Origin of the sequence: Micromonospora sp. NBS 11-29, assembly GCF_002140155.1 — a bacterium.
GTDB lineage: Bacteria > Actinomycetota > Actinomycetes > Mycobacteriales > Micromonosporaceae > Micromonospora.
The window spans coordinates 72576-74314 of record NZ_NAPR01000017.1; positions in this window are offsets into that span (position 1 = coordinate 72576).

A 1739-nucleotide genomic window follows, 5' to 3' on the forward strand; every position below is an offset into this window, starting at 1 on the left:
CTCGTCGAGCCGGGTGAGTCGGCTGCCGAACCGTTCCCGTAGGCCGTCGACCAGCGTGGCGACGTAGAGGTCGTCGGTGAGCGAGCTGCGCTCGCCGGTGGTCCAGTAGACGTGCGCCTCGCCCACCCGCAGCACCTGCCGGGCATACGCCTCGACCATCCNATCCATCCGGTCGGCCGACAGGGTGGGCGCGAGCACCGGCAGGCCCACCCGGTTGAGTTCGCGCAGCGCCGCCGCCGTGCTGGTGCGGCTGTCCACCAGACCGACCACGCCGAGCACGGTCGGGTCGTCGTGGGCCAGCTTCTCCAGCATCCGTACGGCGTCGTCGGCGTGACGCATCTGCCGGCCGGCGTTGGCCACCACGATGTGCAGCAGCGCCGCGTCGTCCGCCGCCGCCGNCTCCTCCCGCTCGGAGACGTAGGACTCCTCGTCCGCGCGGGTCCGGTTGCCGGTGAGGCTGCCCAGGTAGATCAGCGTCAGGTAGGGACGACGGTGGTCGCTGCGCCGCCACACCTCCTCGGTGGCCCGGTTCTGGGCGAAGATGCGCCGCTGCACCGCGCGCAGCCGGTCCTGGCCGGGTTCGCGGTTGAAGACCTGCCCGGCGGTGTCGCTGTAACCGACGCACTCCCCGCCGACCAGGCGCACGCTCACCCGGTCGGTCGGCCAGGGCCGGCAGTCCGGCGCCCAGCGTCCGTGCGCCCACACCCCGACGCCAGCCAGCAGCACCAGGGCCACCGCCGCGGGCAGGAACCGCCGCGCCCACCACGGCGGGTCCGGCGCCACCAGCGCCGGCGGGGCAACCCCCGGGGGTACGCCGGCAGCGTCCGCCTCCGCCGCCAGCACCAGCAGCCACGCACCGGAGCGGCGCAGCCGGCGGCGTTCCGGCAGCGTCTCGGCCCAGTCCTCGTACGCCTCCTCGGCCTGGGCCAGCGGACGCGGCGCGGCCGGCTCCGGCGGCGGTTCGGCGGCGATCGCCACCACCAGCAGCGGGTCGTTGCGGCCGGTCTCGTTGCGCACCTCGTCGACGAGCCGGACCAGGGTGTGCCCGACGTTGTCCGGGCGGACCCCGTCGAGCAGCAGCACCGGGTACGCGGTGCGACGCCAGTCCCCCGGTCGCCAGAACCGCCGCCGGTACGCCAGCCGCAGGTCCTCCAGGAACGCGTGCAGCAGCAGCTTCTCCACCTGCGCGGGATGCTCGCCGTCGCGCCAGCCGGCGGTGAGCCGCTCGGCGAAGCCGAGGAACGTCACCGACTGCCGGGGCGCCAGGTACTGCTGGCGCATGAACCAGCGGTACTGCCGCCCGATGACCGGCACCCGGCCGGAGACGGCGATCCGGAACACCACGCTGGGCACCGCCCGGCGCAGCAGCCAGAGCAGCAGGTGCAGCGCGGTGCCGACCACCGAGTCACCGGCGACCTGGGGATCGTCGCCGGACCGCCGCCCCCGCCAGTCCCGCAGCCGGCGCACCAGCGCGGCCCGACCGCTGTCCGCGGTGTCCACATCGACGGCGAGCGTCTGGTGCATCAGCCAGTCGGCGAGCGGATAGTGCCGGAATCGCAGCCGGGGCGCGCCGAACGCCTCCAGGGAGAGCTGCCGGTGCAGCTCGCGCAGCACCGTCGCGACGTCGTCGGTGGGCGGCCGGTCGGTCACGTCCAGCACCGCGTGCGGCACCCGGCGGCCGGCGCCCCGGGCCGCGAAGCGGCGCAGCAGGACGGCCAGCGCGCCGTCGCCCGCCCCCC